26 protein-coding genes are annotated in these 24,596 nt (G+C 67.9%); 7 read left to right on the top strand and 19 right to left on the bottom strand.

The annotated features are described in order from the left end of the window. Window positions 1-26: 26 nt before the first annotated feature. From ASD37_RS22680 to ASD37_RS22700, 5 genes are read right to left on the bottom strand one after another with little or no spacing between them, the layout of a single operon-like run. A complete protein-coding gene (locus tag ASD37_RS22680) occupies window positions 27-950 on the bottom strand; it encodes an ABC transporter substrate-binding protein (RefSeq protein WP_056556811.1) in 924 nt (307 codons plus the stop codon). Between the two features lie 36 nt (window positions 951-986). Continuing rightward, entirely contained in the window at window positions 987-1,736 is a 750-nt protein-coding gene (locus ASD37_RS22685) for an ABC transporter permease (RefSeq protein WP_082570338.1), read from the bottom strand. Further along, entirely contained in the window at window positions 1,709-2,353 is a 645-nt protein-coding gene (locus tag ASD37_RS22690) for an ABC transporter permease (RefSeq protein WP_056556814.1), read from the bottom strand. Before ASD37_RS22690 ends, ASD37_RS22685 begins: the two co-directional genes overlap by 28 nt. Then, window positions 2,350-3,465, bottom strand: coding sequence for an ABC transporter ATP-binding protein (locus ASD37_RS22695; protein WP_056556817.1), 1,116 nt, complete (start codon window positions 3,463-3,465; stop codon window positions 2,350-2,352). The genes ASD37_RS22690 and ASD37_RS22695 overlap by 4 nt, the downstream gene beginning before the upstream one ends. Further along, window positions 3,462-4,142: an IclR family transcriptional regulator gene (locus ASD37_RS22700; RefSeq protein WP_056556820.1), complete on the bottom strand. Its 681-nt coding sequence runs from the start codon at window positions 4,140-4,142 to the stop codon at window positions 3,462-3,464. The genes ASD37_RS22695 and ASD37_RS22700 overlap by 4 nt, the downstream gene beginning before the upstream one ends. 161 nt (window positions 4,143-4,303) lie before the next feature. Here ASD37_RS22700 and ASD37_RS22705 point away from each other — a divergent pair, with 161 nt between their 5' ends. Continuing rightward, window positions 4,304-5,752 carry an aromatic amino acid lyase gene (locus tag ASD37_RS22705; protein WP_056556822.1) on the top strand — a complete coding sequence of 483 codons (1,449 nt, stop codon included), beginning with the start codon at window positions 4,304-4,306 and terminating at the stop codon, window positions 5,750-5,752. Here the strand turns inward: ASD37_RS22705 and ASD37_RS22710 are convergent. Both ASD37_RS22710 and ASD37_RS22715 read right to left on the bottom strand, forming a co-directional pair. Beyond that, window positions 5,749-6,042: a DUF3017 domain-containing protein gene (locus ASD37_RS22710; RefSeq protein WP_056556825.1), complete on the bottom strand. Its 294-nt coding sequence runs from the start codon at window positions 6,040-6,042 to the stop codon at window positions 5,749-5,751. The genes ASD37_RS22705 and ASD37_RS22710 overlap by 4 nt on opposite strands. Then, on the bottom strand, window positions 6,039-6,893 hold the full coding sequence (locus ASD37_RS22715; protein WP_156721029.1) for a bifunctional methylenetetrahydrofolate dehydrogenase/methenyltetrahydrofolate cyclohydrolase: 855 nt from the start codon (window positions 6,891-6,893) through the stop codon (window positions 6,039-6,041). Before ASD37_RS22715 ends, ASD37_RS22710 begins: the two co-directional genes overlap by 4 nt. A gap of 73 nt (window positions 6,894-6,966) precedes the next feature. Between ASD37_RS22715 and ASD37_RS22720 the strand changes: the two genes are divergently transcribed. Then, complete coding sequence (locus ASD37_RS22720; RefSeq protein ID WP_056556832.1) at window positions 6,967-8,175, top strand: NADH:flavin oxidoreductase; 1,209 nt, start codon at window positions 6,967-6,969, stop codon at window positions 8,173-8,175. Here ASD37_RS22720 and ASD37_RS22725 read toward each other — a convergent pair. Together ASD37_RS22725 and ASD37_RS31630 are read right to left on the bottom strand one after the other, a co-directional pair. After that, the gene (locus ASD37_RS22725; protein WP_156721030.1) at window positions 8,172-8,768 is read right to left on the bottom strand and encodes a hypothetical protein; all 597 of its coding nucleotides are present in this window, start codon (window positions 8,766-8,768) and stop codon (window positions 8,172-8,174) included. The two genes, ASD37_RS22720 and ASD37_RS22725, sit on opposite strands and share 4 nt — an antisense overlap. Before the next feature lie 61 nt (window positions 8,769-8,829). Further along, entirely contained in the window at window positions 8,830-9,288 is a 459-nt protein-coding gene (locus ASD37_RS31630) for a hypothetical protein (protein ID WP_156721031.1), read from the bottom strand. A gap of 290 nt (window positions 9,289-9,578) precedes the next feature. On the opposite strand from ASD37_RS31630, the gene ASD37_RS22735 reads away from it, so the two are divergent. Further along, window positions 9,579-12,197, top strand: a complete 2,619-nt coding sequence (locus ASD37_RS22735; RefSeq protein ID WP_056556840.1) for an ATP-binding cassette domain-containing protein — start codon at window positions 9,579-9,581, stop codon at window positions 12,195-12,197. 80 nt (window positions 12,198-12,277) lie between these two features. On the opposite strand, the gene ASD37_RS22740 is transcribed toward ASD37_RS22735, so the two are convergent. The 5 genes from ASD37_RS22740 to ASD37_RS22760 are packed head-to-tail and all read right to left on the bottom strand — an operon-like array spanning window position 12,278 to window position 16,978. After that, window positions 12,278-12,841 carry a pentapeptide repeat-containing protein gene (locus ASD37_RS22740; RefSeq protein ID WP_056556842.1) on the bottom strand — a complete coding sequence of 188 codons (564 nt, stop codon included), beginning with the start codon at window positions 12,839-12,841 and terminating at the stop codon, window positions 12,278-12,280. A 4-nt stretch (window positions 12,842-12,845) separates the two neighbouring features. After that, window positions 12,846-13,436: an ATP/GTP-binding protein gene (locus ASD37_RS22745; protein ID WP_156721032.1), complete on the bottom strand. Its 591-nt coding sequence runs from the start codon at window positions 13,434-13,436 to the stop codon at window positions 12,846-12,848. A 16-nt stretch (window positions 13,437-13,452) separates the two neighbouring features. Continuing rightward, window positions 13,453-13,842: a DUF742 domain-containing protein gene (locus tag ASD37_RS22750; protein WP_056556846.1), complete on the bottom strand. Its 390-nt coding sequence runs from the start codon at window positions 13,840-13,842 to the stop codon at window positions 13,453-13,455. Between the two features lie 6 nt (window positions 13,843-13,848). Then, window positions 13,849-14,256, bottom strand: coding sequence for a roadblock/LC7 domain-containing protein (locus ASD37_RS22755; protein WP_056556851.1), 408 nt, complete (start codon window positions 14,254-14,256; stop codon window positions 13,849-13,851). A gap of 7 nt (window positions 14,257-14,263) precedes the next feature. Further along, window positions 14,264-16,978 (bottom strand): HAMP domain-containing sensor histidine kinase, encoded by a 2,715-nt coding sequence (locus tag ASD37_RS22760; protein ID WP_056556853.1) that lies wholly within the window; start codon window positions 16,976-16,978, stop codon window positions 14,264-14,266. A 273-nt stretch (window positions 16,979-17,251) separates the two neighbouring features. Here ASD37_RS22760 and ASD37_RS32545 point away from each other — a divergent pair, with 273 nt between their 5' ends. Continuing rightward, on the top strand, window positions 17,252-17,383 hold the full coding sequence (locus tag ASD37_RS32545; protein ID WP_255354929.1) for a hypothetical protein: 132 nt from the start codon (window positions 17,252-17,254) through the stop codon (window positions 17,381-17,383). Between the two features lie 62 nt (window positions 17,384-17,445). After that, complete coding sequence (locus ASD37_RS22765; protein ID WP_056556856.1) at window positions 17,446-17,910, top strand: tRNA (cytidine(34)-2'-O)-methyltransferase; 465 nt, start codon at window positions 17,446-17,448, stop codon at window positions 17,908-17,910. On the opposite strand, the gene ASD37_RS22770 is transcribed toward ASD37_RS22765, so the two are convergent. Further along, entirely contained in the window at window positions 17,911-18,561 is a 651-nt protein-coding gene (locus ASD37_RS22770) for a nitroreductase family protein (RefSeq protein ID WP_056556859.1), read from the bottom strand. It lies immediately after the preceding gene. A 23-nt stretch (window positions 18,562-18,584) separates the two neighbouring features. On the opposite strand from ASD37_RS22770, the gene ASD37_RS22775 reads away from it, so the two are divergent. After that, window positions 18,585-18,995 (top strand): TIGR03667 family PPOX class F420-dependent oxidoreductase, encoded by a 411-nt coding sequence (locus ASD37_RS22775; protein ID WP_056556863.1) that lies wholly within the window; start codon window positions 18,585-18,587, stop codon window positions 18,993-18,995. Between the two features lie 77 nt (window positions 18,996-19,072). Here the strand turns inward: ASD37_RS22775 and ASD37_RS32040 are convergent, their stop codons facing one another. From ASD37_RS32040 to ASD37_RS22785, 3 genes are all read right to left on the bottom strand, one after another. Then, on the bottom strand, window positions 19,073-19,243 hold the full coding sequence (locus tag ASD37_RS32040; protein WP_200959963.1) for a hypothetical protein: 171 nt from the start codon (window positions 19,241-19,243) through the stop codon (window positions 19,073-19,075). Window positions 19,244-19,409: 166 nt separating this feature from the next. Further along, a complete protein-coding gene (locus ASD37_RS22780; RefSeq protein WP_056556866.1) occupies window positions 19,410-22,703 on the bottom strand; it encodes an error-prone DNA polymerase in 3,294 nt (1,097 codons plus the stop codon). 32 nt (window positions 22,704-22,735) lie between these two features. Continuing rightward, window positions 22,736-23,311 carry a dihydrofolate reductase family protein gene (locus ASD37_RS22785; RefSeq protein ID WP_235568509.1) on the bottom strand — a complete coding sequence of 192 codons (576 nt, stop codon included), beginning with the start codon at window positions 23,309-23,311 and terminating at the stop codon, window positions 22,736-22,738. A gap of 85 nt (window positions 23,312-23,396) precedes the next feature. On the opposite strand from ASD37_RS22785, the gene ASD37_RS22790 reads away from it, so the two are divergent. Beyond that, window positions 23,397-24,077 carry a DUF899 family protein gene (locus ASD37_RS22790; protein ID WP_056556872.1) on the top strand — a complete coding sequence of 227 codons (681 nt, stop codon included), beginning with the start codon at window positions 23,397-23,399 and terminating at the stop codon, window positions 24,075-24,077. Here the strand turns inward: ASD37_RS22790 and ASD37_RS22795 are convergent. After that, a complete protein-coding gene (locus tag ASD37_RS22795; protein WP_056557536.1) occupies window positions 24,074-24,538 on the bottom strand; it encodes a nuclear transport factor 2 family protein in 465 nt (154 codons plus the stop codon). The genes ASD37_RS22790 and ASD37_RS22795 overlap by 4 nt on opposite strands. Between the last annotated feature and the right edge of the window lie 58 nt (window positions 24,539-24,596).

The following is a 24,596-nucleotide window of genomic DNA, read 5'->3' on the forward strand; positions in this document are numbered from 1 at the left end:
GTCAAAGACGTCCTTTGTCGAATTTCCTAGGAACCGGTGATGCCTGCGCCCGCAAGCCACTTCTTCGCGATGTCGGCGAGGTTGGTGCCCGTGGCGGCCTCGGCGTTCATCGTGATGAGGTCGTCGGTGGTGAGCTTCGCGGAGACGGCGTTGAGCGTCTTGGTGATGGTGTCGGTCTCCTTAGCCGTCTTCATGACCGGGACGACGTTCTCGGAGGCGAACAGGGACTTGTCGTCGTCCAGTGCGACGAGGTCGTTGCTCTTCAGACCGGGATCGGTGCTGAACAGGTTGCCCGCCTGAATCTGGCCGTTGGTCAGCGCCGCCATCGTCAGGGTGCCACCCGCGTCGAGCGTGACGAAGTCCTTGAAGTTGATGCCGTAGACGTCACGCAGCCCGACGACGCCCTGCTGGCGGGTCTTCCATTCCGCCGCCGCACCGAGGACCATTTCGCCGCCGTGCGGTGCCAAATCCGACAGGGTCTTGAGCTGGTACTTGTCGGCGGTGGCCTTGGTGACGGCCACGACGTCCTTATCCTCGGCGGGCGAGGCCGTCAACAGCGAAAGTCCCTGCGGCATCTTGCCGGTCAGCTCGGTGATCACCGCATCCTTGGTCGCGGCGGTCGACTTCGGGTCCAGGTAGCTCAGCATTGCACCGGAGTACTCGGGGACGAGGTCGATCGACCCGTCCTTGAGCGCCGCGATGTAGACCTCGCGGCTGCCGATGTTGAACTGCTCCTTGACCTTGACGCCCTTCGCCTGCAGCGCCTGGGAGTAGATGCTGGCGATGAGCTGGCTCTCGGTGAAGTCCGCGGAGCCGATGATCACCTCGGAGCCGGCCGACCCCTTGTCGTTCCCGTCGCCGGACAGGGGGTCCGATCCCCCACCTCCACACGCGCTGAGGGCGAGCACGGACGTAAGGGCGAACGCCGAAAGGATGGCGCGTCTCTTCATGATGATTCTCCTTGTTGGGCGGTGCCGGGGTGGCACCTAGGCGGCGGCCTGAATAGCGGGATCTGTGGGGACTTTCGACGACTTCTTCGTGGAACGGCGCAGTCCCGGTGACACGACGAGCCTGCCGAACCAGGCGAACCCGAACTCCAGCAACAGCGCGAGCGCGGCGACGAGTATTGCGCCGCCTGCCATTTGGCTGAAGTTGGCCTGCGCGCGGCCGTCGAGGATGAACCGTCCGAGCCCCTGCAGACCGAGGTAGGCCGCGATGGTGGCCGTCGAGACGATCTGCAGGGTGGCGCCCCTGATGCCCGAGAGCAGCAGCGGCAAGGCACACGGCAGCTGCACCCTGACCAGGATCTGTTGCTTGGTGTAGCCCATCCCGCGGGCGGCGCCCACGGCGTCGGCGTCGGCGTTCTGGATGCCGGCGTAGGTGCCGGTCAGAATCGGCGGCACCGCGAGCAGGACGAGCACCACGATGGTCGGCAACACGTAGACGAGTTGACCGGCGACGACTGGCGAGATGATCAGGAACAGCAGGACGAGTAGTCCAAGGGACGGCAGCGCCCGCAACGCGTTCGCCGATCCGGCGACCAACGCCTCGCCGCGGCCGGTGTAGCCGATCACGATCCCCAGTGGCACCGCGATCGCCAGGGCCACCAGCAGAGCCATGCCGGAGTACAGCAGGTGATAGCCGATCTGCGTCGGAATGCCGTCGGACCCGGCCCAGTTGGCGGGGTCGGTGAGCCAGCCGAAGATGTTCACGAGGTCACCGTCCGTTGCCGCCACGGGGTGGCGAGTTTGTTGCCCCAGATGATGAGGCCGTCGAACACCACTGCCAGCACGACGCACAGGACGACACCGGTCACCAGCGGCGTGTAGAGCCGAAGCTGGAAGCCCTGCGTGAACAATGAGCCAAGCTGCGGAATGCCAAGCAGCGCAGCCATCGTCACGATGCTGACGTTGGACACCACCGCCACCCGAAGTCCGGCCGCGATGACGGGGACCGCCACGGGAAGTTCCACCAGCAGCAGTCGCTGCCAACTGCGGTAGCCCATCGCCTCGGCGGCGGCCACGGTGTCGTGCGGTACCGAACCGAGCCCGTCGGCGACCACGCGCACCAGCAGCGCCAGGGTGTACAGCGTCAGCGCGACGACGATGTTGACCGGATCGAGGATCTTGGTGCCGAGGATCGTCGGCAGGATGATGAACAGCGCCAGCGACGGAATCGTGTACAGCAGCCCCGCGGTGCCGACGATGGCCGCGTACCCGCGCCCTGACCGGTGCGCCCACCACCCCAGTGGCAGCGCGAGCAGCAGGCCGATGACGGTAGGCACCAGGGTCAACCACACGTGGCTGATGGTGAGGTCGACGATGCGACCGATGTTGGACGATATCCAGTTCATGCCGAAACTCCCGCGCTCCGAGCGTCCTTGGCCCGCGCGATCGCGTCGATCACGTCGTGGTCGGTGGCCGTGCCGAGCAGTGCCCCCGCGTCGTCGGTGACGACGCACCGGCCGCTCGGACTCGACAGCGCCGAGTTGAGCAGATCGCGAAGGGGGTCACTTCTGCGGGCAGACGTGGCGCTGAGGTTGACGTCACCGTCGGTGACGCGGTCGCCCCGCAGGTTGGCGGTGTCGACCCAGCCGATCGGCGCGTTGGCCGCGTCGACCACCAGGACCCACCTGTCGTGGGATGTCCCGATGGACGAGATGCCCTGTCCCACCTGGATCGTCGGCTCGTCGACGAGGGCGAGCAGGTCGTCGCAGGTGTGGAAGCCCAGGGCACGGTACCCACGGGCGGATCCGACGAAGTCGGCGACGAAGGCGTCCTTGGGGGCGGCGAGCAAATCGGCGGGGGTGGCGGCCTGGGCCAGCGTTCCGCCTTGGCGAAGCACCACGACCTGGTCTCCGAGCTTGAGGGCTTCGTCGATGTCGTGGGTGACCATCACGATGGTCTTGGAGATGTCGGCCTGGAGCCGAAGGAATTCGTCCTGCAACTGGTTTCGGACGATCGGGTCGACGGCGCTGAAGGGTTCGTCCATCAGCAGGAAGGGCGGATCGGTGGCCAGGGCGCGGGCCACCCCCACCCGTTGCTGCTGGCCGCCGGAGAGCTGCCACGGATATCGTTGGGCGAACTTGGCGTCCAGTCCGACGCGTTCGAGCAGTTCCATTGCCGCGGAACGGGTTTGCTTCTTCCCGCCGCCGAGCAGACGGGGCAGGGCGGCGACGTTGTCGACGACCGTGCGGTGCGGAAAAAGACCGGCGTTCTGGATGACGTAGCCGATCCTGCGCCGAAGGGCGACGCGGTCCAGGGTCTGGGTGTCGACGCCGTCGAGTTCGATTGTCCCCGAACTCGGTTCGATCAGGCGGTTGATCATCCGCATGGAAGTCGTCTTGCCGCAGCCCGACGGACCGACCAGGACGGTGATCTTGCCGTTGGGGGCCGTGACGTCGAGACCGTCGACCGCCACGGTCCCGTCGGGGTACACCTTTGAGACGTTGTGGAATGTGATCATGACGATCCTTCTGGGGTGCGTACTTCGGTGGGACTGCTCAGCCGGGCCGACACGTCTGCCGCGGCCGCGATCATCATTCGACCGTACTGCGTCCGTTGATCCGCACTGAGCCGATAGCTCGGAATGACGAGGCTCATCGCGGCGACGATCCTGCGCTGCGAGTACACCGGGCAGGCGATCGCGGTGACGTCGGCCTCGACGCCCCGTTCGACGATGACGTAACCGTCCTCGGACACCTTGCCGCGCAATGCATGTCCGGCCGCCGAGACGTCCAGCGGTACGGTGCGGCCGACCCAGCTGGCGTGACGCACCGAATGCGTGCCCTCGACGATGTTGATGTACACCGCGGTGGCGGCGTGCCCGACGACGCTGAGGTACACCGACTCGCCCGTTGCGGTGGCGAGCTCGTTCATGGCAGGCCCGGCGAGGTCGACCAGCGACTCGTCGCTGAGGGCCTGGGCGCCGAGCTGGATGATTCGGCTTCCCGGGCGGTAGTTGCCGGATTCGTCCTTGCGCACGAACCCGGTGGCCTCCAGGGTGCGAAGCAGCCGAAGGGCCGTGCTCGGGGCCAGCTCGCACTCCCTGGCGGTGTCGGCGAGATTTGCCCCGCCGCGGTCACAGACGCTTGCCAGGAGGGCGAGCGCTCGCTCGACTGTCCGGGTTGCTTGATCGGCCAACGTGACCTCCTCTCGGCACGAAGGGTACGACGGCAGCGTTTCGCGTAACTGCCCTTGTGTTGCTGCTAGGTAAAATCTCGATTCCATCTGGTGGAATCATCAGCCTTCGGTGATGATAGGTCCCGTCGCGCGCCCATGGTGGAAAAACGAGGAGATCCTTGATGATCGAGCTGAGCGGGACCATGACGGTCGGCGACGTCGTGGGGTTGGCCGACGGCCGCGCCGCCGTCTCGCTTCCGGCGGAGGTCGTCGACGCCGTCGACCGCGTGCACGATCAGGCCGCCGAACTGAGTACTCGGATCGCCACCTACGGCCGCACGACCGGCGTCGGCGCCAACCGGATGGCAGCGATCCCGACCGACGACCGAGACTTCGGGATGCGGCTGCTGCGCAGTCACTCGGTCGACGCCGGTGATCCGTTGAGCGCGAGGACGGTTCGGTCGATGCTGGCCGTCCGCCTGATCCAGTTGTGCGTTCCCGGTGCGGGTCTCGACCCCGCGATCCTGACCGGGCTCGCGCGGATGCTGAACGACGACGCCTTGCCCGAGGTGCTGCAGTACGCCTCCATCGGTACCGGTGACCTCGCGGCGCTCGCCGGCACCGCGCTCACCCTGATCGGCGAACGACCCGCCACCGCGCCACTGACGCCAATGCCCCCGTGGGGCGCCGACAGTGCGTTGCCGTTCATGAGCAGCAGCGCGCTGACGGTCGGCCGCAGCTGTCTCGCGGTCGACGAGCTGAACCGTCTCGAGCGCGCCTCGAGCGTGATCTACATGCTCAGTTTCCTTGCCCTCGACGGGAATCCGTCGGCGTTCTCCCCGGTCGCTGCCAGATCGGCCGCCGCCCCCAAGGTGGACACAGTGGCGAGCCGACTGCGGTCGCTGTTCGCCGACGACCTGACCGACCGCCCGCCCGCCCGCATCCAGGACCCCTACGGGCTCAGGGTCTATCCGGTCGCCCACGCCAGCGTCGTCGCATCGCTGGATTCGCTTGTCGCGCAACTGGAACGAACGATGAACTCCGCCCAGGAGAATCCCCTCTTCGACGTCGACGGCGACCAAGTCGTCCACCACGGCGCCTTCTACCAGGCGGCGTTGTCGCTGGAACTCGACGGAGCGACCCTGGCCCTCGCCCTGACCGCGCCCATCACCCATTCTCGGATCAGAATGCTCAACGATCCGGAGACCAACGGCGGCAACGCCTTCCTCGCCGCGGACTCGGACGGGTCGTCGGGACTGATGATGGTCGAATACGTCGCGGCCGGGGCCATCGCCGAGATCCGCAACGCCGCGCAACCGGCGTCGGTCGGGACCCTGGTGCTGTCCCGCGGCGCCGAGGAGGACGCCACCTTCGCATCCCAGGGCGTCCTCCAATTGGAGAGGTCCGTCGCCGCCTACCGCGTCCTGCTCTGCTGCGAACTGGTCGGTGCGGTGCGACTGCTGAGACAGCGGGGCATCGTGGACCGCTTCGGCGGAGTGCTCGGACGCGCGCTCGCGCTCGCCGCCGACCTGCCCCGCGGCGAGGAGGACCGTGACCTTCGAGGCGATCTCGCCACGGCGGAAACCGTTCTCGACGAACTCGGGCGCCTCATCTCGGCGCCGCCGAGCTAGCTGGTGCCGAGCGGATCGATGGTCAGCGCGATGTAGGCCAACGCCGCACTCACCGTTGCCGTGGTGACGATGTCGACCGTCCGCGAGCGCACCACCAGCAACCCGGCCCGGTCGTCGGTCAACGCCAACCGCATGGCCGCCGCCACGCCGACGCCGATCGCCAGCACCAGCGCTCCGCGCCGCCAGTAACCCGCCACCACCAGACCGAACGCGGCAAGCAGGAACAACCCGACCGTCAGGATCGGCCACTGGCCCGCGAAGACCCTGTGCGCCAATCCCCGTGCGGTCACCGGTATTTCGCCTCGTCGAGTTCCACCACGTTGCTCAGCAGGAACGCCCGCGTCAGCGGGCCGACGCCCCCCGGGTTGGGCGACACGTGACCCGCCACGTCCCAGACATCCGGGTGTACGTCGCCGACGAGCGCGCCCGCCGCGTCGCGGCTCACCCCCACGTCGACGACCGCAGCACCCGGCTTGACCATGTCGGCGGTCACCATGTGCGGCACCCCGACCGCCGCGATGATGACGTCGGCCTGCCGCGTCAACGCGGGAAGGTCACGGGTTCCGGTGTGGCACAACGTCACCGTGGCATTCTCGGAACGCCTGGTGAGCAGCAGGCCCATGGGCCGACCGACCGTGACGCCACGACCGATCACCACCACGTGCGCGCCCGCGATCGGCACCTCGAACCGGCGCAGCAGGTGCACGATGCCACGCGGCGTGCACGGCAGCGGCGCCGCTTCGTTGAGCACCAGCCGCCCCAGGTTGGTCGGATGCAGACCGTCGGCGTCCTTGGCGGGATCGATGCGCTCCAGCGCCGCGTTCTCGTCGAGATGCTTGGGCAGCGGCAGCTGCACGATGTACCCGGTGCAGTCCGGGTTGGCGTTCAGCTCGTCGATGGTGGCGTCGAGCGTCGCCTGGCTGACGTCGGCAGGCAGATCGCGTCGGATCGAGTTGATGCCGACCTTCGCGCAGTCGGCGTGCTTGCCGCGCACGTAGGCCTGGGAACCGGGATCGTCGCCGACGAGCACCGTGCCCAACCCGGGCGTGCGGCCCGCGGCGGTCAACGCCGCCACCCGCTGCTTGAGGTCGACGAATATCTCGTCGCGCGTTGCCTTGCCGTCCAACGTCATCGCACCCACGGGCACCATTCTGACACCAGCCCTCGTGAGCCCCTCATTGACACTGCGCCGCACGCCATGGTCAGCTGCCAAAATGGACACTCCCGCCAAAGTGTTCACCGACGTGTTTGGCGAGGCCAAGCTCGGCCCGGTGACCCTGCGCAACCGCATCATCAAGGCGGCGACCTTCGAGGCGTCGACCCCCGATGCGCTGGTCACCGACGATCTCATCCGCTACCACCGGCTGCCCGCCGCAGGCGGGATCGGAATGACGACCGTCGCCTACTGCGCGGTGTCCCCCGGCGGACGAACCGACGGCTGGCAGCTCTGGATGCGACCGGAAGCCGTACCGGGACTGCGCCGCCTCACCGACGCGATCCACGCCGAGGGCGCGGCGATCAGCGCCCAGATCGGCCACGCCGGTCCCGTCGCCAACTCACGGACCAACGGGGCCAAGGCATTCGCCCCCGTGCGCTTCTTCAACCCACTGTCGATGCGGTTCGCCAAGAAGGCCACCAGTGCCGACATCGACGACATCACCGCCGCGCACGCCAACGCCGCCAGGCTGGCCGTCGAATCCGGCTTCGACGCCGTCGAGGTCCACCTCGGCCACAACTATCTGGCGAGCTCGTTCCTCAGCCCGCTGATCAACCGGCGCACCGACGAGTTCGGTGGCTCGCTGGCCAACCGCGCCAAGGTGGCCCGCGGCCTGGTGCGGGCCGTGCGGCAGGCGGTCGGCGACCGGATCGCGGTGACGGCCAAGCTCAACATGTCCGACGGCGTCCGCGGCGGCATCTCGCTGGACGAGTCCCTGCAAACCGCGACGTGGCTGCAGGAAGACGGCGGGCTGGACGCGCTGGAACTCACCGCGGGCAGTTCGCTGCTGAACCCGCTCTACCTGTTTCGCGGTGACGCCCCCATCAAGGAGTTCGCGAACGCGTTCAAGCCGCCCCTGCGGTGGGGCATCCGCATGTCGGGCAAGAAGTTCCTTCGGGAGTACCCATACCGCGAGGCCTATCTGATGGATCAGGCCAAGCAGTTCCGCGCCGAACTCCACATGCCGCTGATCCTGTTGGGCGGCATCACCAATCGCGAGACGATGGACCTGGCGATGGCCGAGGGCTTCGACTTCGTGGCGATGGGCCGCGCCGTTCTCGCCGAGCCCGACCTGGTCAACCGCATCAAGGCCGACGGCGACGCCCACTCCGTGCGGTCCCTGTGCACGCACTGCAACAAGTGCATGGCGACGATCTACAGCCAAACCCACTGCGTCGTGACGGGTGCGCCGACTGCGACGGTTTAGCGAGCCCCGACCTCCGCAGGCAGCGGTGGCGGAAGCGGGGTCGACGGCGTCGTGGTCTCCGGGATCGCACTCGACTGCGTCGGGCTGGTGGAGGTCGAGGGAGCCGACGACGTGGAGGTCGAGGATGACGAGCCGGACGTCGAACTGGGTGCCGACCCGTGGAAGTCGACCATCGACTCGCTTCTGATCTGCGTGCTGCCGCTGCTGATGACCAGTGCGTTCGAGCTCACGGTGTAGGTGATCCCGTCGTTCTCGGCGACGTACCCACGATTGGTCGACGTCGCCGCGAGGATCAGCCGAGCGCCGTCGGTGACCCGAACCCCGCGGTACTGCAGCTGCCCGGAGGACTCGTCCTTGCAGATCGCCACGCGTGAGGTCGCCGTGTAGCCGTAGGCGACCGCGGTGCTCGGCGCGGCGCACCGCGCGGTGGAGTCGACGAAGCCGCGGGTGTCGGTCGCCGGGGGCGCCGCGACGCTGGTCGCCGTGGACGCCGACAGGGCGACCACGACCGCCCCCAGCGCCACTCCCACGAGCCCTAGCCGGTGTGTCTGCTGACGGTTCACGACCTCGCCCTCCACATGCGTTCGTCTCACCCGTCCCATCGTCGCACCGAAGTGGAGTGTCGTGGCGGCACGACGGGAGCGCGTCGCGAGATCAGCGGTCGTGATCGTCGGCAGACAGCTTCGTGACGGGCGCGGCGACGCGGTAGTCGAGGAACTCCGTCATCGTCTCGTCGCGCAGCACCCGAAGACCAGCCGTGAGAAGGAGTTTGCGTTCCGACACCGTGTAGTCGACCGCGTCGGAGCTGGCGCCGAAGCACCCGTTCGACATCGATTTGGCGGGCAGAATCAGTACCGCCCGGTCACTGAGCCGGATGCCGCGGTACTCGTAGTGCCCGCGCCCGTCGGAGCAGATGGCGACGAGCGACAACGCCGTCCGACCCAGCACCACGGCTGTTTGACCGGGGCCGCACCTCGCGGGCGAGTCGACGTAACCCTGGCTGTCCGTCGGCACGGTCGGCGGCTTCGCTGCCGCACTCGGCAACCCCATGCTCGTAGCTGTCGTCACCGCCGTCGCTCCGGCGACGAGAACCGCGGCAACCGCGCTGCACATCGAAGCCACCGCTCTCCCCGGAGCAATCCTCGTCGCCGACATGGCTCTACAACAGCACGCATGACGACGAACTCATAGGGATACGGACCCCGTCGGCATGAATCGTTAACCGTCCGAGACCTGGGCGCGCACATTCCCGTCCGAGCGCGACAATCCGCTCGAGGAAATTTGCCATGCAACGCATTCGAGCCGCGACCCCGGATGGCGGGCAGTGGCATTCGCCGCGGTGCCACGCGCGGGCGCCGGGACCAACCCCGCTTGCGGCAGCGCTACCGATACAGTTGGTTCCGATGACGCGACCTGTCCCGCCCGCTCTGACCGTTCGGTACGACGGCTCGCCCCGCACCTTCTCACCCGGTAACGACGTCGTCGTCGGGCGTGACCTGCGAGCCGACGTCCGCATTGCCCATCCCCTGATCTCGCGCGCGCACCTGCTGCTCCGCTTCGACCAGGGCCGCTGGATGGCCGTCGACAACGGCAGCCTCAACGGGCTGTACGTCAACGGCCAGCGCGTCCCGATGGTCGACATCGCCGACGGCATGGGCGTCAACGTCGGCAACCCGGACGGCCCCCACCTCACCTTCGAGGTCGGCCGCCACCAGGGTTCGGCGGGCACGCCGCCCCAGACCGCCAAGGTGCCGATCGCCGGACGCCCCAGCACGTCGTGGCCCACCCAGACGCCGTCGACCGGATACCCGCGCACGCAGCCGCCCCCGTCGCGGACGCAACCGTCCTACTCCCAGCCGTATCAGCCGCCGTCGCAGTCACAGCCGATGTACCCGTCGGCACCGGCGCCCGCCAGCGGACCGCAGGGATATCGCCCGCCGAGCGCGCCGCACCCGGCCCCGCCGTCCAGCGTCAACATCGATCCGACCGCCACCCAGATGGGTCCGGCCGCGACACCACGGGCACCCGAGGGCAACCTCGCGACCAGCATGCTCAAGATCCTGCGGCCAGGCAGGGCACCCGAAGTTCCGCCCGGCGGCATCAAGATCGGTCGCGCCACCGACAACGACATCGTCATCCCCGACGTCCTGGCATCACGCCACCACGCCACGCTGGTGACCGGCCCCGGCGGCACCCAGATCCTCGACAACCGCAGCATCAACGGCACGTTCGTCAACGGCCAGCGCGTCGACTCCGAGGTGCTGCGCGACGGCGACGTCGTCACCATCGGCAACATCGACCTCGTCTTCGGGGGCGGCACGCTCGCGCGGCGCAACGAAGCCGACGTCTCAACCCGCACCGGCGGCCTCGACGTGCACGGCGTCACCTGGACGATCGAGGGCAACAAGACGCTGCTCGACAACATCTCGCTCTCGGCGCGACCCGGCACTCTCACGGCGCTGATCGGCCCGTCGGGCGCCGGCAAGTCGACCTTCGCCCGGCTGATCGCCGGATACACGCACCCCACCACGGGCACCGTGACGTTCGAGGGTCACGACGTGCACGCCGAGTACGCGTCGCTGCGCTCCAGAATCGGCATGGTCCCCCAGGACGACGTCGTCCACGGTCAGCTGACCGTGCGGCAGGCCCTGATGTACGCCGCCGAACTGCGACTGCCGCCCGACACCAACCGGGAGGACCGCGAACGGGTCGTCATGGAGGTCCTCGAGGAACTCGAGATGACCAAGCACCTCGACACCCGCGTCGACAAGCTCTCCGGCGGCCAGCGCAAGCGCGCCTCGGTGGCGCTGGAACTGCTGACCGGCCCATCGCTGCTCATCCTCGACGAGCCCACCTCGGGTCTGGACCCGGCACTGGACCGCCAGGTCATGACGATGCTGCGCCAGCTCGCCGACGCCGGCCGCGTGGTCCTGGTGGTGACGCACTCGCTGACCTACCTCGACGTCTGCGACCAGGTGCTGCTGCTGGCGCCCGGCGGCAAGACGGCGTTCCGCGGGTCACCCAGTCAGATCGGTCCCGAGCTCGGCACCACGAACTGGGCCGACATCTTCTCCTCGGTCGCCGGCGACCCCGAAGGCGCCAAGCGCAAGTACCTCGAGCGCCACGGCCCTCCGCCGCCGGCACCGCCGAAGCAGGAAGCCGCCGAGCTCGGCAAGCCCGTGCACACCAGCACGATCAAACAGTTCTCGACGATCGCGCGCCGGCAGATGCGGCTCATCATCTCCGACCGCGGATACTTCGCGTTCCTGGCGATCCTGCCGTTCATCATGGGTGTGCTGTCGCTGTCCGTGCCCGGCTCCACCGGCTTTGGTCAACCCAACCCGCTTGGCGACGCACCCAACCAGCCCGGCCAGGTGCTGGTGCTGCTCAACGTCGGCGCCATCTTCATGGGTACCGCCCTGACCGTGCGCGACCTCATCGGTGAACGCGCGATCTTCCTACGAGAACAGGCCGTCGGCCTGTCCACCACCGCCTATCTGCTGGCCAAGGTCTGCATCTACTCGGTGTTCGCGATCGTGCAGTCCGGGATCGTCACGGCCATCACGCTGATCGGCGTCGGGCTGCCCAAGAACGGTCCCCTGGTGCTCGGCGGCGGTGAAGCGTCCGCCGCGCTGGAACTGTTCTTCGGCATGGCCGCCGCGACCATCTGCGCGGCGACGGTCGGCCTCGCACTGTCGGCGCTGGCGCGGACCAGCGACCAGATCATGCCGCTGCTCGTCGTGGCGGTCATGTCGCAGCTGGTGTTCTCCGGCGGCCTGATCCCGGTCACGGGCCGCGCCCCGCTGGACCAGATGTCCTGGGTGACACCGGCCCGCTGGGGCTTCGCGGCCACGGCGTCGACGGTGGGCGTCACCGACATGGTGAAACCGCCGATCATGCCCGACGACTCGCACTGGAGGCACGACTCGGGCACCTGGCTGTTCGACATGGCCATGCTCGGCGCGCTGTCGATCTTCTACCTGTGCTTCGTGCGCTTCAAGATTCGGCTCAAGGCGGGCTAAGCCTTTCCCCGCGAGCAGACGCAAAGCTGCGGGAACACCCGGCGTGTCGCGCACTTTTGCGACTGCTCGCAGGGAAGGGGTTACCCGCCGTGGACGTCCAACCCGTGCGCCACCGCGTAGGCGAGCGCCTGGTTGACGTCGATCTTCGCGCCGCGGACCGCCGCAGTCGTCCAGAACGTGGGGTCGACGCGCGCGCCGCGGAGGTCGGCCTCGTCGAGTTTGACGTTCTGCGTCCGCGCTCCGGTCAGGTCGGCACCCCGTAGCACCGCCTTGCGCAGATCGGTGCCGACCAGGTTGGCCTCGCGCAGCCGGCAATCCGACAGGTCGATGCTGCGCAGGTCGCACCCGCCCAGCACGGCCAGCGTCAGGTCCACCTCGACCATCGTCACGGGCCGCAGCCGGCACTCGCTGAACACCGACCCCAGCAGGGTGCTGTGGCGGAACGCGGTGTGCATCAGCGACGTACGCCGGAAGGTGCAGTTGCGGAAGGCCGACCCCTGGTGCTCGGATTCCGACAGGTCGACGCCGCTGAAGTCGCATTCGGTGAACACCACCCGCTCAGTGCGCAGCCGGCTCAGATCGTCATCGCGGAAGTCGTGACCGGTGTACTCACGGTCCGCCCACTCCTGGTCGAAGGTGCCCACCTGATCAGCCGTGCAACGAACTGAGGTTCATCAGCGCGTATTCGGTGACCGCGATCAGCGCGGCCTTCGCCGAGTTGCGGTCCCGGGCGTCGACGTCGAGCACCGGGATGCCCTCGCGCAGCGCCAGCGCTTGGCGTACCGCGTCCGCCGAATACCGCGGCCCACCGTCGAACACGTTGACGGCGATCAGGAACGGCAGCTTCCGCGCTTCGAAGAAGTCGACCGCGGCGAAACTGTCCTCAAGCCTGCGCACGTCGACGAGGATGATCGCGCCGATCGCGCCGCGGACCAGGTCGTCCCACATGAACCAGAACCGACGTTGCCCCGGCGTGCCGAACAGGTACAGCACCAAGTCGTCGGCCAGGGTGATGCGGCCGAAGTCCATGGCGACGGTGGTGGTGTTCTTGTTCGGGGTGGCGCCGAGCATGTCGAGACCCTGCGACGCGTTGGTCACGATGGCCTCGGTGCGCAGGGGCATGATCTCCGACACGGCGCCGACGAAGGTCGTCTTGCCTGCGCCGAAACCGCCGGAGATGACGATCTTGGTGGCGGATGAGCGCTGGCGCGAAGACCCTGTACCAGACGACGACCTCATGGCGGATGAGCGCCGCTCAGAGTGCCCGTAGGCCACGCAGTGTCCTTCCGATGAGTTCTCGTCGTTCCTCGATGGTCTCCGACGCCGCCAGGGTGGCGTCCACTCGAAGATATCCCTGCGTCACCAAATCCCCGATCAACACGCGCGCAACGCCGAGGGGCAATGCCAAGCGAGCCGCGATCTCCGCGACCGACGGACCGTCGGCGCCAAGCTCCAGGATCTTGGCCCGCACGTCGCTGCGTGGCCATCGGGGTGCGGGCGCGACCTGCAACGCCTGGATCGGCGCCTCGAGTGGAAGGTCGACGAGCGACCGAGTCCGGCCTGCAGTCAGCGTGTAGGGCCGGACGAGGCTCACCTCGGTCAGAGGCTCACTGGGCTCCCAGGCGTCGCGCGACGGAAAGTCCATCGACGCTCACGAACGCTGAGCCGTGCGGCGGGCGGACTGGATCATCGTGCCGACCCGCTCGACCAGGATCGCCATCTCGTAGCCCACCTGCCCGATGTCGCACGACTTGGTCGCCAACGTGGCGAGGTTCGAACCGTCGCCGACCCGCATCAGCAGCAGGTAGCCGTGTTCCATCTCGACGATCGACTGCAGCACGTAGCCGCCGTCGAACAGCTGCGCCGCGCCCGTCGAGAGGCTGGCCAGACCCGACGTCACCGCCGCGAGTTGATCCGCTCGCTCCACGGGCATGTGCTCGCTGGAAGCCATCAGCAGGCCGTCGGCGGACACCAGGATCGCGTGGGAGACGCCCGACACCTCGTGGGCGAACTTGGAGACCAACCAGTCAAGGGAGTCACGCTGGGTCGGACGGGTCATCCTCGAGTCAGTCCTCGTCTGTCGATCGTCCGTCGCGGGCGTGCGACCGGCCGGCGTGCACGCCGCCGAAGTGGTTGCCAATGCTGTTGCGGACGGCTTCGGGGTTGCGCGGGATCACGATCGGGCCGGTGTCGAACGTGGAGTCGTCACGCTCGTCGGGGACGTCCGGCCCGCGGTGGGACCCTCCGTTGCGCCCGTTGCGTCCGTTCTCGCCGGTGGCCGCCGCACCGGGGACCAGCCGCGCACCGGGCTCACGCACCGGCAACCCTTCAGGAGTGCGCTCCTCCACCGGGGCCTCCTCGGCCGCCGCCGCCGCCGACCAGCCCTTGTCCCATACGGTCTGCCAGTCCAGGTCGGTGCTGTTGGCCAACGTGAACGGATCGTCGATCAGCCATTCCGACAGCATGGTGTCGAATATCGAACCGCCAGTGGCTGGTTCGGGCTGGGGTCGCTGCTCTTCCCTGCCTGCGGCGAAGTACGACGAGGTGTCGACGGGGGCGGGCGTGGCCGGCTCGGCCGACGGGCGTTCCTCGGGCCACTCCCGTTCACCCCACCGATTCTCGGATTGGACGACGGGCTCGACGGGTTCGATCGGCGCCGACGGAATGCCGGCGATGCCGCTGGCTCCCGGGTTGCGTTGCGGCAGAAGCGAAATCGGAATGTCGGCATGGCCGTAGGGGTACTCCGGGGTGTCGACGACGTCCTCCTGATAGTCCACGTAATCCTCGTCGGGCGCGTGCGTGGGCACCACGGCGAGATGCGGCTCTGCGGGCATGCCGTAGTCGGCGGGAATCGGTTCCGCCGCGCCTGGGCCGTGCAGCAGCGCCTCGGCGGGAATGAAGACGCCGGCCGTCGTCCCCGAATTCGGTTCGGCGGCAATGGTGTTGCGGAGCCGGACGACGAGACCGTGCTGGGCCGCCAACCGGCCGACGACGAACAGGCCCATGTGCCGGGCGGTGTACGGGTTGACCTCGCCACCCGACTGCAGGCGGGCGTTGGCCACGCGCAAGTCGGCGTCGGTCATTCCGAGGCCGTAGTCGCTGACCTCGACGACCAGACCGCCGTTGCCGGTATGCGCCGCCGTCACCCTGACGTCGGACACCGGCGGCGAGTACCTCAGCGCGTTGTCCAGCAGCTCGGCCAGCAGATGGACGAGATCACCCGCGACGACGCCGACGACTTCGCTGTCCGGCACGGTCGCGGTGACGATCCTGGCGTAGTCCTCGACCTCGGAGGCCGCGGCGTTGACGACGGTGGCGACGGGGACCGGGTCGGCCTGCTCGCGCTGTGGCTTTGAACCGGCCAACACCAGCAGGTTGGCGCCGTTGCGCCGCATCCGCGTGGCGAGGTGGTCCAGCTTGAAGAGACTGTCCAGTCGCTCGGGGTCTTCCTCGTCGCGCTCGAGGCGGTCGATGAGTCCCAGCTGCTGGTCCACCAGAGACCGGCTGCGACGCGACAACGTCTCGAACATGTCGCCGATCTGAAGCTGAAGGCGGGCTTGCTCGCCGGCCAGGAAGACCGCCTGCTCGTGCAGCTCGTCGACGGCGTGCGCGACCTGCCCCACCTCTTCTGTGGTGTACACCGGAACCGGCTGGACCGGCCCCGGCTCGCCTCCCGTGCGCACCCGCTCGATTTCTTGGGCCAGGTCCTGGTGGGCCACCCGGAGGGCGCCGTCGCGCAGCATTCGCAGCGGCCGCACCAGCGAACGCGCCACGAAGAGCACGATGACGATCGCCAGCAGGAAGGCCACCCCGACGACCGCCGAGTCGCGAATCGCCTCCTGCCGCTTGGCGTTGGCCTGGTCCTCGACGGCGGACGTGACGGCCGCGGTCGTCGAGTCGACGACCTTCTCCGCTATGTCGTCGGTGGCCTGCAACGACTGGCTCAAGTCGGGGTTGCCCACCAACCCGACGGCGGGGTCCGACATCAGGGCCATCCGCCTGACCATCTCTTCTTGCAACTTCTGCGCGTCAGGCGAACCGACCCCAAGCACCTGGGACATCCCCGCCAACGTCGACGGTTCGGTGCCGGCCAGGGTGATCATCGAGTTGCGCAGTTCCGGCTCGGGGAGATCGCCGCCGAGGTTGACCAGAAGCTGCTCCATCGCCATCTGACCGCGCGCGCCGACAGCCCGGCTGAGGCCGAGCGCCTCGGCACGGATCTGCTCGTCGTCGACGCGTACCGAACCGTTGATCGCGTCCTCGGCGGACAACAGAATCGGGGCGTACGCGGTGATGCGACCCCGGAGGTCGACGTCGTTGGCCGTGACCCGATCCAGCAGCGCCTGGCCGTCGTCCAGCAGACCGGTCACGCCGGTACGCACGTCGGGTACGACGTCGGTGCCGTTGAGTTTGTTCTGCAGTTTCTGTTTGTCGGTGTCGAATGCGTTCAACGCGGCTTGGGCGTCGCCGCCCGCGGAATTCGCCAACAGGGCGCCTTCCAAGGCCGCCATGTATTCCTCGATCGAGGGCACCAATTCGGCACGGTCGGCGGCCAATCGGAGATTGTTTGCGTCGGCCCATCCCGACTGAACGCGCAAACCGCCGAATACGCCGACCAACACCAGCGGCACCAGGACGATTGCGAGGACCTTCCAACGAACGGGCCAATTGCTCAGCGCCCATCGCGAAGGCCGTTTCGTCTGGCCCGCCGGCTGCCGCGGTGACGTGGCCGGAAGTCCCTGCGCCGCAACGTCGTGCGGTGGTTCGACGAACGCGGTCATCGTGTCGCGGCCGTACGGCCGGTCACTCGGTGACGATTCGTTGATCGCGCGTGGTTCATAAGGCTTCCTGCATCAGTACGCCCGCGTATCGGCAGGCACCGAAGTACCAGTCCGACCGGCAATTTCTCGAGTATGACAGCGATGTGCGGGCGTTTCCACAGTTGTTACTGAACAGGCAGAGTTCGTGACCGTGGCGTTGCGTACTCGTGCGCCACGTGGGCAAATGCCGTTGCTCTTCCGAGATCCAACGTCGAATATGGGTAAAGGGAAGTAATGACCGAGCCCCATGGAGACCAACGCCCGCATGACGACACCGACGAGACGGAACCCGTCACCGGCCCGGGCGGCGACAGCCCCGACCCCGAATTCGGGGACGACGTCACCATTCCCGACCAGGAGACCTGAGTTGGGCTGATCCTCGACCGACGTAGGCTTCCCCGTACTCGCATACCGGGAGGCTCAGCGTTTTGTTCAGGGTCATGTTCAATGCACCGTGCATCGCCCCGAACACGGGCAATGCGATCAGAATGGTCGCCGCCACCGGATGCGAATTGCATCTCGTCGAACCGCTCGGCTTCGACCTGTCGGAACCAAAGTTGCGCCGCGCCGGCCTCGACTACCACGATCTAGCGTCGGTGACGGTGCACCCGGACCTACCGTCGGCGTGGACGGCGGTGATGCCGGCGCGGGTCTTCGCGTTCACCGCACACGCCGAATCGTTCTTCGGCGACGTCGACTTCATCCCCGGCGACGTGCTGCTGTTCGGCCCGGAACCGACCGGCTTGGACGCTGAGACGCTGGCGGACCCGCACGTCACCCAACGCGTGCGGATACCGATGCTGGCGGGGCGGCGTTCGCTGAACCTGTCGAACGCCGCCGCCGTCGTGGTCTACGAGGCGTGGCGCCAACAGGGTTTCAGCGGCGCCGTCTGACTACCAGGAATTCCAATGGCTGAGCTGTTCGGCAGGCAGCCGCTTGGCCTTCTTGAACTCGGTGCCCTTGGTGTAGGCAATCGGGAACAGGCCGCCCTGGGCGTACTTGTCGAACGGAATCCCCAGGATCTCGGCGGCCTGCTTCTCACCGTCGCCGACCAGGTGCAGCGTCGTCCACGCCGACCCGAGTCCGCGCGAGCGCAGGGCGAGCATGAAGCTCCACGCCGCGGGTAGCAGCGAGCCCCAGTACCCGGCGCTCGCTCCGGCGGGCGCCCCGTCCGGGCGGCCTTCCAAGCACGGGATCATCATGATCGGCACTTCGTGCAGATGGTCGTTGAGGTACTTCGCCGAGTCGACGACCAGCGGGGTCCGGTCGTCGCGGCTGTCGCCGTAGGTGGGCTTCTCGGCGTCGAGGTACGGGGTCGCCGCGGTGCGGTAGATGTCGGCGATCGCCTTCTTCTTCTCGTCGTCGTCGACGAAGACGAACTGCCAGCCCTGGGAGTTCGAGCCGGTCGGCGCCTGCAGGGCCAAGTCGAGGCATTCCATGACGATCTCGCGGGGTACGGGCTTCTCGAGATCGAGGCGTTTGCGGACCGAACGCGTGGTCGTCAGGAGTTCGTCGAGCGTCAAATCGAGGGTTTCAGAGGGCATCTTCGGAGACTACATTCGCATTCATGACTGCCGCGCTGACGTCAGAAGTCATCGATCGTCTGAACCAGGCCCACTACGGATGGCTCACCACCATCGCGAAGTCCGGCCAGCCGGTGCCAAAGCTGATCTGGTTCTACTTCGACGGCGAAGCGCTGTTCGTCTACAGCAGTCCGACCGCGGCGAAGGTCGCGCACGTCCGGCGTCACCCGCAGGTGAGCCTCAACCTGGATTCCGACGGCAACGGCGGCGGGATCATCGTCGTCGGTGGCGAGGCGACCGTCGACGCCGAGGGCGTGGACTGCCGCGACGACGGCCCGTACTGGGCCAAGTACGGGCCGGCTGCCGACCAGTTCGGCTTGACCGAATCGATGGTGGACTACAGCACCCGACTGCGGATCAGCGTCGACAAGGTGTGGACGACCCCAACGGCCTGACCCCGCCCCGGAAATACATCAGGCCCTCCCCCGGGGATTGGTCGGGGAGGGCCTGATGGGTTCTTGGGTGTTGCTGGCTACTTGCCGTTGAGGTGGGCGATGTAGGCGGGGCCGTGGTTGCCGTACCAGCCGGGGCCGACGGTGGGGGCCGGGGTGGCGTAGGTGCCGGGGCTGGCGACTCCGGCGAGTCCGAGGGCCGCCGCGCCAACGAAGGTGGCGGTGACGAGGCTGCGGGCGATGGTGTTCATGTCTTTTTCCTTTGTCCGAGTGGCCTTTTGGCCTCTTTTGGTTCCTGGCTGGCCGGTGTGTTCCGGCGATGGGATAACTATGTCTCAGCGCGGGGACGAAGTCTGTCGGGCGACTGGTGGATGGGTCGGATGAACGCCGTGTCCACCGATCGGGGGACGGACGCGCCTACTGGAAGTCGCGCGACTTCGACTTGACCCGCAGGTCGATCGGCCCGAGTCGGTCGGCCACGATGGTGACCGCTCCGGTCGCGTTCTGCACGATGCCGCGGATCACCAGCGCCGACGCCGTCTGTGCCAGCTTGCGATGCCGCGCCCACACCCCCTTGGAGCACATCACGTTGACCATGCCGGTTTCGTCCTCGAGGTTCATGAACGTCACCCCCTGAGCGGTCGCAGGCCGCTGCCGGTGGGTCACCGCGCCTGCGACGAGCACCCGGGTGCCGTCCGGTACCGACAACAGCCGGTTGGCAGGCACGACGCCCAGGTCGTCGAGGCGTTCGCGAAGGAACTGAACGGGGTGACTGTCCGGCGAGACACCGGTGGCCCAGACGTCGGCGGCGGTCAACTCGAGGTGCGTCATCCCGGGCAGGGACGGGACGTGCGAAGACGACCCGACACCGGGCAGCCGGTCGGGACGCTCGGAGGCCGCGGCTCCCGCCGCCCACAGCGCCTCCCGTCGAGTCACACCGAAACAGCCGAGCGCACCCGCGGTCGCCAACGCCTCGGTCTGCGGCACCGACAGCTGCACCCTGCCGGCAAGGTCGACCAGAGACCTGAACGCGCCGTGCGATCGGTCCTCGACGATGCGCTCGGCCAACTCGTCGCCGATGTGCCGCACCGCACCGAGACCCAGCCTCACCTCGAGGCCACGGTTCTCCAGCGTGGCGTGCGCCAGGCTGGCGTTCACGTCGGGACCGTGCACCAGCACCCCGTGCCGACGGGCGTCGGCGACCAACGACTGCGGCGAATAGAAACCCATCGGCTGCGCCCGGAGCAGCGCGGCACAGAACACCGCGGGGTGATGCAGCTTGAACCACGACGAATAGAACACCAGCGAGGCGAACGACAGCGAATGACTCTCCGGGAAGCCGAAATTGGCGAAGGCCTCCAACTTCTCGTAGATCCGGTCGGCGACGTCACCGGTGATGCCGTGCCGCTCCCTCATGCCGTCGTAGAACCGGCTGCGGAGCCGCTTCATCTTCTCGGTGGACCTCTTGGACCCCATGGCCCGACGCAGCTGGTCGGCCTCGGCGGCGGAGAAACCCGCGCAGTCGACGGCCAACTGCATCAGCTGCTCCTGAAACAGCGGAATTCCCAACGTCTTCCGCAGCGCCTGCTCCATCGACGGGTGATCGTAGGTGACCTCTTCCTCACCGTTGCGGCGCCGGATGTACGGGTGCACCGAGCCGCCCTGAATGGGCCCCGGTCGGATCAGCGCGACCTCGACCACCAGGTCGTAGAACACCCGCGGCTTCAGCCGGGGCAACGTGGCCATCTGCGCGCGGGACTCCACCTGGAACACCCCGACCGAGTCGGCGCGCTGCAGCATCTCGTAGACGGCCGCCTCGGACAGGTCGAGCTTCGACAGGTCGACCTCGAGACCCTTGTGCTCGGCGGCCAGGTCGATGGCGTAGTGCAGCGCCGAGAGCATGCCAAGCCCGAGCAAGTCGAACTTCACCAAACCGATTGCCGCACAGTCGTCCTTGTCCCACTGCAGCACGCTGCGGTTCTCCATGCGCGCCCACTCCACCGGGCATACGTCGGCGATCGGCCGGTCACAGATCACCATGCCGCCGGAGTGGATGCCCATGTGCCGAGGCAAGTCCTTGACCTGTAGCGCCAGGTCGATCACCGGTTTGGGAATCTCCTCCACGTCGGGTGAGTCCGCCAGACCGTTCCACTTGCTGAGCTGCTTGCTCCAGGCGTCCTGCTGACCCTGGGAGAATCCCAGTGCCCTGGCCATGTCGCGTACCGCGCTGCGGCCGCGGTAGGTGATGACGTTGGCGACCTGGGCGGCATAGTCACGGCCGTAGCGCTCGTAGACGTACTGAATCGCCTTCTCACGCAGATCGGATTCGATGTCGATGTCGATGTCCGGCGGTCCGTCGCGCGCAGGCGACAGGAAGCGCTCGAACAGCAACTCGTTGGCGACGGGGTCGACGTTGGTGACGCCGAGGGCGTAACAGACCGCGGAGTTGGCCGCCGATCCCCGGCCCTGGCACAGGATGTCGTTGTCCTTGCAGAACCGGGTGATGTCGTGCACGACGAGGAAGTAGCCGGGAAAGTCGAGCTTGGCGATGACGCGCAGCTCGTGCTCGATCTGGGCGTAGGCCTGCGCGGCCCGCTCTGGCGGGCCGTACCGATCCCGGGCGCCGGTCATCACCAGATGGCGCAGCCAGCTGTCCTCGGTCTGCCCCGCAGGCACCTCGAACGGAGGCAGCTTCGGGGCGATGAGTGCCAACCCGAACGCACACTGCTCGCCTAGGTCGGCCGCGGCCGCCACCGCACCGGGGTGCCTGGCGAACAGCCGGGCCATCTCGTCTCCGGAGCGCAGATGCGAACCACCCAGCGGCGCAAGCCATCCGCTGGCCTCGTCCATCGAATTGCGCGCCCGGATCGCCCCCATCGCCATGGCCAGCCTGCCGCGGGTCGGTTCGGCGAAGTGCGCGGCCGTGGTGGCGACGACGCCGACCCCGAACCGCGGCGCCAGGGCGGCGAGCTGGGTGTTGCGTTCGTCGTCGAGGGGGTGGCCGTGATGGGTGAGCTCGACGCTCACCCGGTCGGCCCCGAACCGGTCCACCAGATCGGCGAGCGCGGCGTCGGCGGCGGCCGGTCCACCCGTCGACAAGGCTTGCTGCACATGCCCTTTGCGGCACCCGGTGAGGATCTGCCAGTGCCCACCGGCGGCCTCGGTCAGCGCGTCGAAGTCATAGCGCGGCTTGCCCTTCTCCCCGCCGGCGAGGTGGGCCGTGGCGAGCTCCCTCGACAGACGTCGATACCCCTCCGGCCCGCGTGCCAGCACCAGCAGATGCGGCCCCGGCGGATCGGGCACCTCGGTGCGGGGCACGTTTCCCAGCGAGAGTTCGGCGCCGAACACCGTCTGAACGTCGAGTTCCCGTGCCGCTTCGGCGAATCGGACCACCCCGTACAACCCGTCGTGATCGGTCAGCGCGATGGCCCGCAGGTTCAGCCGGGCGGCCTCCTCGACGAGCTCCTCCGGGGTGCTCGCCCCGTCGAGGAAGCTGAACGCCGAGTGGGCGTGCAGTTCGGCATACGGGGTGGACGTGCCCGTGCGCCGGTGACCGTCGGGCCGCTCGTAGCTCCCCCGCTTGCGGGACCAGGCCGGGCTGTCCCCACCGTCGCCGGTGGGCTCGGGCAGGCGGGACCCGGCGCGGCGCGGCTTGCTGGTGAGCACGCGCTGCATCTCACCCCAGGTCGACGGACCGTCGTTCCAACCCATCCCGCAAATCTAGTCGAACATCAGTTCGAATTCTAGGCCGCGTACGTCACGACCAATGCTCCGGTGCCCGCCTGCACACAATCGAGCAGCCGCAGCGACTGCCGAACGCCAGGGCCGAACAACCGTCGGCCCTCACCCAGCACGATCGGAGCAACCATCAGCACGTACTCGTCGATCAGCCCGGCCTTCGCCAACGACTGGATCAGCACGCCGCCACCCATGATCACCAGATTGGCGTCCGAACGCTGCTTGAGCGCGGCGACCTCTGCGGCGACGTCGCCGTGCAGCAGTTCCGAGTTGGGCCACCGCAGCGTCGTCGCGGCGTTCCCGGAGACGACGTACTTGCGCGTTGCGTTCAGCGCATCCCGGAACGGCCCACCCTGCGCGTTCCAGGACTCGAGCAGATCCTCGTAGCTCCGTCGCCCCAACAACCACTCGAAGCGTGCGGACATCCGCTCGCCCATCGTCGCGGTGACCGTTTGGTCGCTGTACGGCACCGCCCAGCCGCCGTGGGTGAACCCGTCACGGGTGTCCTCGTCCGGCCGCCCTGGCGCCTGCATCACCCCGTCGAGCGTGACCCAATTCGTCACGACGACCTTGCCTGCCACTTGCCCACCAACTCCTCCCGACATGACGATGAGTAATCGCCACCCAGCTTGTCTACCCAGCAGGACTAGTGACAAGGAGACCGTGATGACATCCGCTACGCCCCCGGTCGTCGACCAGGCCACCTGGCACACCGCGCTCGACGAGCTGCGCGCCAGGGAGAAGGCCGCGACCCGCGAACTCGACGCCATCGCCGCGCAGCGCCGCCGGTTGCCGATGGTCGAGATGCCGGAGTACACGTTGACCGGCGCCGACGGACCCGTTGCGCTGGCCGACGTGTTCGACGGCAGGCGCCAGCTCATCGTCTACAACCACATGTGGACCGACGGCGCGGAGTGGCAGTGCGGTGGTTGCACCGGCTTCACGTCGCAGTTCACCCGGCTGGAGTTCCTGGCCGCCTACGACGCCCGGTTCGTCATCGTGACCAACGGTCCCTTCGAGGAGGCCCTGGCCTACAAGGCCAGGGTGGGCAACCAGATGGAGTGGTACTCGTCGTCGGAGAGTTCGTTCGGCGCCGACGTCGGGGCGGCACCCGGCACTGGCTTCGCCGTCAACGTCTTTCTCCGAGAGGGTGACACCGTCTACCGCACGTGGCACACCGACGGTCGCGGCACCGAGCAGCTCAGTCTCAGCTTCGCGCTGATCGACCTGTTGCCGTGGGGCCGCCAGGAGCAATGGCAGGATTCACCCGAGGGTTGGCCGCAGTCGCCGACGTACTCCAAGTGGCTGGACTCCCCCGACATCGCCAAGGTGTACGGCAGCGGCTAACGCAACGGAAAGTCTTGTCCCCGCTCGGATTCCGGCCGCGGGCCGAAGAAGCGCCGGTCGCCCTCGTCGATCGCGACGTCGTTGATGCTTGCTTCCCGGCGGCGCATGAGGCCGTTGTCGTCGAACTCCCAGAGCTCGTTGCCGTAGCTGCGGTACCACTGGCCGCCGGCGTTGCGGCACTCGTACTGGAAGCGCACCGCGATCCGGTTCCCGGCGAAACTCCACAGACCCTTGCGGAGCGCATAGTCCAGCTCGCGCTCCCACTTGGCCGTCAGGAAGTCGACGATCGCGGCGCGACCCGTGACGAACTGGTCGCGATTGCGCCACTGCGAATCCTCGGTATAGGCCAGGCTCACCCGGTGTGGATCGCGGGTGTTCCAGGCGTCCTCGGCCGCCTGAACCTTGACGAGCGCGCTCTCCAGATCGAAGGGCGGGAACGGGGGTTTGGAGTCGTCGGCCATGCCGACCATCATGGCCCCCGCGCTCGTGATCCTGCTGAGTTTCGTCTCGACGGTGGCG

It is taken from the genome of Mycobacterium sp. Root135 (genome assembly GCF_001426545.1).
Classification (GTDB): Bacteria; Actinomycetota; Actinomycetes; order Mycobacteriales; family Mycobacteriaceae; genus Mycobacterium.

Excerpts from the sequence above, each read along its gene's own strand:
- ASD37_RS22680 (WP_056556811.1), bottom strand. The coding sequence starts at position 950 with ATGAAGAGACGCGCCATCCTTTCGGCGTTCGCCCTTACGTCCGTGCTC.
- ASD37_RS22690 (WP_056556814.1), bottom strand. The coding sequence starts at position 2,353 with ATGAACTGGATATCGTCCAACATCGGTCGCATCGTCGACCTCACCATC.
- ASD37_RS22695 (WP_056556817.1), bottom strand. The coding sequence starts at position 3,465 with ATGATCACATTCCACAACGTCTCAAAGGTGTACCCCGACGGGACCGTG.
- ASD37_RS22705 (WP_056556822.1), top strand. The coding sequence starts at position 4,304 with ATGATCGAGCTGAGCGGGACCATGACGGTCGGCGACGTCGTGGGGTTG.
- ASD37_RS22720 (WP_056556832.1), top strand. The coding sequence starts at position 6,967 with ATGGACACTCCCGCCAAAGTGTTCACCGACGTGTTTGGCGAGGCCAAG.
- ASD37_RS31630 (WP_156721031.1), bottom strand. The coding sequence starts at position 9,288 with ATGTGCAGCGCGGTTGCCGCGGTTCTCGTCGCCGGAGCGACGGCGGTG.
- ASD37_RS22735 (WP_056556840.1), top strand. The coding sequence starts at position 9,579 with ATGACGCGACCTGTCCCGCCCGCTCTGACCGTTCGGTACGACGGCTCG.
- ASD37_RS22745 (WP_156721032.1), bottom strand. The coding sequence starts at position 13,436 with ATGAGGTCGTCGTCTGGTACAGGGTCTTCGCGCCAGCGCTCATCCGCC.
- ASD37_RS22750 (WP_056556846.1), bottom strand. The coding sequence starts at position 13,842 with ATGGACTTTCCGTCGCGCGACGCCTGGGAGCCCAGTGAGCCTCTGACC.
- ASD37_RS22755 (WP_056556851.1), bottom strand. The coding sequence starts at position 14,256 with ATGACCCGTCCGACCCAGCGTGACTCCCTTGACTGGTTGGTCTCCAAG.
- ASD37_RS22760 (WP_056556853.1), bottom strand. The coding sequence starts at position 16,978 with ATGACCGCGTTCGTCGAACCACCGCACGACGTTGCGGCGCAGGGACTT.
- ASD37_RS32545 (WP_255354929.1), top strand. The coding sequence starts at position 17,252 with ATGACCGAGCCCCATGGAGACCAACGCCCGCATGACGACACCGACGAG.
- ASD37_RS22770 (WP_056556859.1), bottom strand. The coding sequence starts at position 18,561 with ATGCCCTCTGAAACCCTCGATTTGACGCTCGACGAACTCCTGACGACC.
- ASD37_RS22775 (WP_056556863.1), top strand. The coding sequence starts at position 18,585 with ATGACTGCCGCGCTGACGTCAGAAGTCATCGATCGTCTGAACCAGGCC.
- ASD37_RS32040 (WP_200959963.1), bottom strand. The coding sequence starts at position 19,243 with ATGAACACCATCGCCCGCAGCCTCGTCACCGCCACCTTCGTTGGCGCG.
- ASD37_RS22780 (WP_056556866.1), bottom strand. The coding sequence starts at position 22,703 with ATGGGTTGGAACGACGGTCCGTCGACCTGGGGTGAGATGCAGCGCGTG.
- ASD37_RS22790 (WP_056556872.1), top strand. The coding sequence starts at position 23,397 with ATGACATCCGCTACGCCCCCGGTCGTCGACCAGGCCACCTGGCACACC.
- ASD37_RS22795 (WP_056557536.1), bottom strand. The coding sequence starts at position 24,538 with ATGGCCGACGACTCCAAACCCCCGTTCCCGCCCTTCGATCTGGAGAGC.